This is a genomic window from uncultured Campylobacter sp. (assembly GCF_938045405.1).
Taxonomy (GTDB): Bacteria; Campylobacterota; Campylobacteria; order Campylobacterales; family Campylobacteraceae; genus Campylobacter_B.
Genome location: NZ_CALIMW010000286.1, coordinates 1 through 5,762, shown reverse-complemented (window position 1 = coordinate 5,762; position 5,762 = coordinate 1). Strand labels below are relative to the sequence as shown.

General features: G+C 34.7%; 8 protein-coding genes and 1 pseudogene. 6 read left to right on the top strand and 3 right to left on the bottom strand.

Features of this window, described 5'->3' with window-relative positions; all coding sequences use genetic code 11:
* Window positions 1–664, bottom strand: a pseudogene (locus Q0140_RS11700) (IS1595 family transposase); the annotation flags it as partial.
* Between the two features lie 442 nt (window positions 665–1,106).
* Here Q0140_RS11700 and Q0140_RS11695 point away from each other — a divergent pair.
* Together Q0140_RS11695 and Q0140_RS11690 are read left to right on the top strand one after the other, a co-directional pair.
* Window positions 1,107–1,406 (top strand): type II toxin-antitoxin system RelE/ParE family toxin, encoded by a 300-nt coding sequence (locus Q0140_RS11695; RefSeq protein WP_297964788.1) that lies wholly within the window; start codon window positions 1,107–1,109, stop codon window positions 1,404–1,406.
* A complete protein-coding gene (locus tag Q0140_RS11690; RefSeq protein WP_297964786.1) occupies window positions 1,403–1,681 on the top strand; it encodes an addiction module antidote protein in 279 nt (92 codons plus the stop codon). Before Q0140_RS11695 ends, Q0140_RS11690 begins: the two co-directional genes overlap by 4 nt.
* Before the next feature lie 6 nt (window positions 1,682–1,687).
* Here Q0140_RS11690 and Q0140_RS11685 read toward each other — a convergent pair whose 3' ends face one another.
* Complete coding sequence (locus Q0140_RS11685; protein WP_297964784.1) at window positions 1,688–2,212, bottom strand: hypothetical protein; 525 nt, start codon at window positions 2,210–2,212, stop codon at window positions 1,688–1,690.
* On the bottom strand, window positions 2,205–2,456 hold the full coding sequence (locus Q0140_RS11680; protein WP_297964783.1) for a TetR/AcrR family transcriptional regulator: 252 nt from the start codon (window positions 2,454–2,456) through the stop codon (window positions 2,205–2,207). The genes Q0140_RS11685 and Q0140_RS11680 overlap by 8 nt, the downstream gene beginning before the upstream one ends.
* A gap of 285 nt (window positions 2,457–2,741) precedes the next feature.
* On the opposite strand from Q0140_RS11680, the gene Q0140_RS11675 reads away from it, so the two are divergent.
* The 4 genes from Q0140_RS11675 (at window position 2,742) to Q0140_RS11660 (ending at window position 5,744) form a co-directional block, all read left to right on the top strand.
* Window positions 2,742–3,122, top strand: coding sequence for a hypothetical protein (locus Q0140_RS11675; RefSeq protein WP_297964781.1), 381 nt, complete (start codon window positions 2,742–2,744; stop codon window positions 3,120–3,122).
* A gap of 77 nt (window positions 3,123–3,199) precedes the next feature.
* Window positions 3,200–3,415: a hypothetical protein gene (locus Q0140_RS11670; RefSeq protein ID WP_297964779.1), complete on the top strand. Its 216-nt coding sequence runs from the start codon at window positions 3,200–3,202 to the stop codon at window positions 3,413–3,415.
* A gap of 614 nt (window positions 3,416–4,029) precedes the next feature.
* Window positions 4,030–5,349 carry a hypothetical protein gene (locus Q0140_RS11665; protein WP_297964777.1) on the top strand — a complete coding sequence of 440 codons (1,320 nt, stop codon included), beginning with the start codon at window positions 4,030–4,032 and terminating at the stop codon, window positions 5,347–5,349.
* Window positions 5,349–5,744, top strand: a complete 396-nt coding sequence (locus Q0140_RS11660; protein ID WP_297964775.1) for a hypothetical protein — start codon at window positions 5,349–5,351, stop codon at window positions 5,742–5,744. Before Q0140_RS11665 ends, Q0140_RS11660 begins: the two co-directional genes overlap by 1 nt.
* The last annotated feature ends 18 nt before the right edge of the window (window positions 5,745–5,762 follow it).

Below are 5,762 nucleotides of genomic sequence, written 5' to 3'. Positions count from 1 at the left end.
GTTTTCCTGTGTAGTTTTAGTATTATATCTAAATTCACACTCTTTAAGATGAAGCAAGAAATTCTCTTTCTTAATACCTTTAAATTTAGCTTAACCCCAGAAGTTTTCTATGCCGTTTATATGATTTTTACCGTTAGCAAATTCATTTTTAGAGTGCTTCACCCTGTAGTGCTCTTTGGCTCCGTAATCTACTAATCCGTCATAAGCCTTCCAGCAATCAGAATAGATAGTAGAGCTATCAAGCTCGCTATATTGCGATAATATGGGTATTAGCTCACTAGCAGAGCAGTTTTTAACTATCTGAGTATAAACTTTGCCGTCTCTTTTAAGCATACTGAACACTGGCGTTTTATTTGCTGCGCCTCTACCTCTTTTACCCCTTACTCTTTTAGATCCGAAGTAGCTTTCATCAATCTCAAAGCGAAGCTTCTAGGCGAGCTTGCGAGCTGGAAATCTCACCGCTAAATTTACTTATCTTTTCGCACTCTTTAGACATAAGAGCTCTTATTTTTCTAAAGATTTTACATAGGGTTACTTCTGAGATTTTAGTTAAATTTGATATCTTTGATGCTTCTATATCTTCTGTGAAGTACTTGAGAATTTCTCTAAATTTCTTCTGCGAAATTCGGGAACGGACTATATACCTGTTTTTCATAGCTCTCATCGTAACTTACTACTCCTTTGTGTGAGCTTAAGTTAAAGAGAGCCTTAAAATTCTAAATGTTACGATAATAAAATCCGTGCAAATTTAAGTCTTTCGCAATTCCTATTTAATATTATTGATAAGATTGGTGGTATGATAAATCACAAATTTTAGACGAGTCGGCAAATTTTACAATTTAAAGAATTTTATATATCTTTCTCGATAATTATTAATTTTAAGCCATTAGCTTGAAATAAATTAGTAGATAAAATACCCCGATTTAGATTATAGAAGATTTTCTTATTCCTCAATGAAGTCAAGAGTAAAATTTTGAAGTCACGATGCTGTGATATAAATTTAAAGATATTGGTTGCAGAGGGTGGATTTGAACCACCGACCTTCGGGTTATGAGGAATTCGTGCACCTAAGTAGCCATTAAGCTACAAAGATATATAATAGCTTTATGCAAGTAAAATATACTCCATACTTTGAAAAATGGTATAAGAATTTATTGGATTATAAAGCCAAAGCTTCGATTCTGCGTCGTATCGACAAAATAAAAAATGAGGACTATTTCGGCGATTATAAATCCGTAACTAATGCTACTGATATATATGAGCTTAGAATTTTCGTTTCAGGCGGCATTAGAATTTATTTTACTTTTAAAGGCGATACGTTGATTATCTTGCTTTGTGGCGGCGACAAATCCACTCAAGCGCGTGATATTGAAAAAGCTAAGGAAATTTTAAAGGAGCTTCGATGAAAGAGTTAAAAACTTTTGAATTGTCTGACTTTTTAGATAATGACGATGTAAGAAAAGAATATTTAAATCAAGTTTTAGCCGACGGTGATTTAGAGGAGCTTAAAAGAGCTCTTTTGTATATTTCAAAAAGCTATGGTGTTGAAAAAATAGCTAAAAAGGCTAATCTTAATAGAGAGAGCTTTTATAAAATTTTCAAACCGAACTCTAAGCCCAGATTTGAGACTATTTCTAAAATACTTCGTGCCTTTGATATGAATTTGAGTGTTTCGGCTTAAAGAAATTTAGTGCATTTCGATTTGAATTATTTTATCGGGTTCTGTGTGTAAATTTCCTAAAATTTTGCATAGTTTTAAATTTCTTTCTATCATAAAACAATTGTCGTTTTCTTTAGATAGGATTTGAAATTCTATTGTTTCTACTCCTTTAAATATCTCTTTTACCATTTTGCCTTGTATGGATTTTTTAGCAGCTTCGTTTATTCCTATTTTATCATAATAGCTATCGTCTTTTTCTACCTTTACTACTCCATTACTATTTATGCTCCATATCATATCGGTTGGGGTTTCTTTATTTTTTTCTACTCTATAAATTTTGCCGCTTTTATCGAATCTCATTCTTATTTTGTCGTATCTACCAAAAATGAAATTTACGCAACATTTGGTTTCTATAGCCTCCCACGTGCCGATTAAATTTATATTTTTACCAAATTGATATTGCTTGTTGCTTGGTGATACGTTTATTTCTATGCTTTCTTTAGCTTGTAGGCTAGCGAAAGTTAAAATTGTTGCTAGTAGTAGTTTATTCATCATTTGCTGCTTCTTTCTCCATCTCTCTTTTTAAAATTTTGGTTTCCATACTGCTTAGGTAGTATCTCTTTTCTATTTCCTTGAGTTGCCTAAATTTTTGCAATAGTTCCCGTTCGTAAGAATTTGTTGTATCGTCTGAAAAGTATGAGATTATTATTTTGTATAAATTGGGGTTTTGTCTTTCCCAATTGTATAAGGTTTTTAGGTCTTTACCAATAAATTTTGCAATTTCTTTTTTATCCATTGGAAATAATTCCCTTTATTTAAAGTTTTTTTAATAAAGAATTTGCAATAATTCCCGTAGAGAATTTGCAATAATTCCATTCGCAAAGTTATTATAGCAAATTCTGTGTTTAATTTTCCGCACTATGCCGCGACAGAGTAAAGATGTCTAGGGTCGAAGTTAGGCGGGAGTTCCACCCGAGCACGTGGTTAAACTACTTGGGGCGGTTTGTGAAAATAACTCTTCCTTCCGCCCCTTAAGGTTTAATCGAGTTACTTCTAACAAAATCTAAGTAAAGGAAGAGTTATGGACTACATTCTACAAGATTTCAAGGTTTCTTACGAAATTTCAAGTGCTATCGCAAAAAGTGGTGCTAAAGGTGAGATGAACGGGCGGGCTTACTCAAGCTCCGTAAAAATTACCGCTCGCAATCGATACGAGGAAGAAAACTCTGTAACGAATTGCGTCGATCTGAAAGAGCAAGAGTTAATAGTTCGCATTCTATGCAAAGACGATCTAACAGCTGGGGTTCTTACTACGAAATTTAATCAGTTTTTCAAAAACAAGGGTGTTTTAAAATTTAACGCCGGGCTTCCGTCTTTTAACAATGGCGCATATACTCTTACGACCGATGAGGACGATGCTTACTGGATAAATTTCTTAAATAACGTTTCTCCTAAGAAATAACAAGCTTTACAAAGCCGATCTTATATGGTCGGCTTGATAGAACTTGCAAGTTTAAAATTCTTTTTTGGAGGTTTAAGATGAAAATCTTAAATTCTGTTTTCGGCAAATTAGCGATTTTGCTCGGTTCTGTCTTCTTTGGTGCTACGCAAGCTATGGCTGACGTAACTTTTGCAGATGGCAAATTTAGTGGAACTATTGATAGTAATCCTTTTACTTCTGCCGTCGTTGTCGTTATCGGCTTAATAGGCTTGATTTACGCTGTTAAGGCGGGTCTTGCTTTGCTTAGACGCTAAATTTTACCGCCCCCTTTCGGGCGGTATTTTTTAAAAGGGTTTAAAAATGCAGATTTCAATCTTACATATGTCTTTACTTTTAAATGCTTTTTATGCGATTTTGGCGCTTTCGTTCTTTGCGATTAAGTCTATTTTTGCAGGTTTGGATCTGTTTTCAAAATGAGTGAAGCAGAAGTTTTAAATTTAACCGGTTTGAGCTTAGAGCGATACAGCTCTTTGATGGCGCTTAGCGGTTGTCTTTGCGGTTTTTTATTCGTCTTGGGGATATTTCTTACAATCTCTAAGATTAAATGAGGTTTTTGAGGGGTTGTGATGGAATTTGTTTTAATCGATTGGATCGGTAATAAGTCGTTTGATTATTTCTTTAGCCTTTTCTTTTGGTTCGGTGTCGCAAATATCCCGTTTCAGTTGGCTTTTACGCTATTTTCGCGCCGTTGGTCTTAGGTTACTTCGCTTATTTGCTTGCCTATATATGAAGCGAAGCGCGCGCGGCGTGTAGCTTTCGGACACCCGAAAGCCGCCGCGCATAACAGGGTCGCAGGGGGAGCCGATTTTATGAGCTTGCGATTAAAATCGGGTTCGCTCCCCCTACGCAAATTTAAGGAAGAGTAAAAATGCTTAATAAGTTTAAATTTATCTCCCTAATCCTCCTACTTGTAGCCTCTCTTTCTAATGCCACTGAAATTGGTTGTGGCTATAATTTTATTCCCAAATATGGTGCTCCTATTAATGGGTCTATGTATAAAGAAGATGACCGTTATACTTATAAGCTTGCTTTCGATAGAGAAAATGAGCTTTTTATGTATAGATTTAGAAAAGATGGCTCGGATATGGAAGTTTACCATTATGTTAGAGTTCATAATAATTATGAAATATTTCTTTATAAGGAATTTTCTACACAGGTTTTTTATAAGTTTGCTTGTGCTCAAACTTTTCCTACCTTTATATATCCTTTAAAGAAGTTTGATTATAGCGATGATCCTAAAATTGCTAATGCTAGATTTATCGTTGATGTTTTCGCTTACGATAGTGATTTCGCTACGCAGCATTGTAAGCTCGGTTATGATCTTGCCAATCATAAGTGCGCCGATGATTGCGAGCATATAACCGATAGAGAGTTGCGTTTTAATTGCGCTTGTAATAAACAATTCCCGGGTTCAAAATATACGGGTGCTTTTTCTACCGATCCCGATGTTTGTAAAACTCCTAATATTACTTTTACTCCAAAATGTTGCTTTAGTTGCGGTAATGGAAATTCTATTGTCGTAAATGCCGCTAATGAATATGCAGATTACGGCTGCAATTACGATGAAATAGATCATCTTTACTTGGATGATCCAAAAAAACCCGATGATAATAAGACCAACCCCGATAAGCCTGATAAGCCTGATAAACCTGATAAGCCTGATAAGCCTGATGATAATAAAACAAAACCTGATAAACCAAATCCTGGCGGTGGTCATTTTGGCGGTGGTGGTGGTAATCCTGGTAATCCTGATAAACCCGGTGATGATAAAGATAAAGATAAAAACGGCACTCATCCAGGCGGTGGTGGCGGTGGTGGTAAGCCTGGGGATAGGGATGACGACGATCAGGCTAAATTTGATTTTAGTAAATTAAATGAACTTAATGAAACTGTTGAGGGTGGCACTAATAAATTTATGAAAATTTTTGAGGATGCTAAAGATCAAATCGTTGGTGCTTATAATAGACTTAAGAAAGGTAAATTGAGTGATTTTAAAGTTCATGGTTCTGTTAATAGTTGTCCTTATACTCGTGATTTCGTTATCAAATATGGATTAAGCAAAAAAATTACTATTGATATTTGCGTTGTAGTAAAGGACGCTCGTCCTGTTCTTTATTTTATTTTTTACGCTTTATTTTTATTTCTTTTCTCATTATTCACTTATAAAGCTGTTGCGAGGTTATTATAATGGGCAGGATTGTAAGTTTTTTAGGTTCTTTTGTAGCTAAATGGGGTGGTGCTATAATTAGATTTGGGCTTATGTTTGGTATGGTTATGTTTTTTGCTAAATTTGCCGTTCCTTTTTTCGTAGATTTAATGGACGCTGTTGCTTTCATATTATCTAGGGTCAATGCTTTAATAGATTATATAAATTCTTATGCTGGTAATTCAAATGAGATTATAGCCTTATTTTTTAATGTTCTTAAGTCTATTGGCTTTATTGACGCTTTTAGTGATGCTTATACTTTATTTAAACCTATATTTTTTACATTGATTGTGGCTCTGGGTGGAAAAATTGTTATGAGGTTTTTATCTTTATTTGCTAGGTTGCTTAATTACCTCTTTATCTCCAGGATCGATTGAAATGGCTATCTCATATCT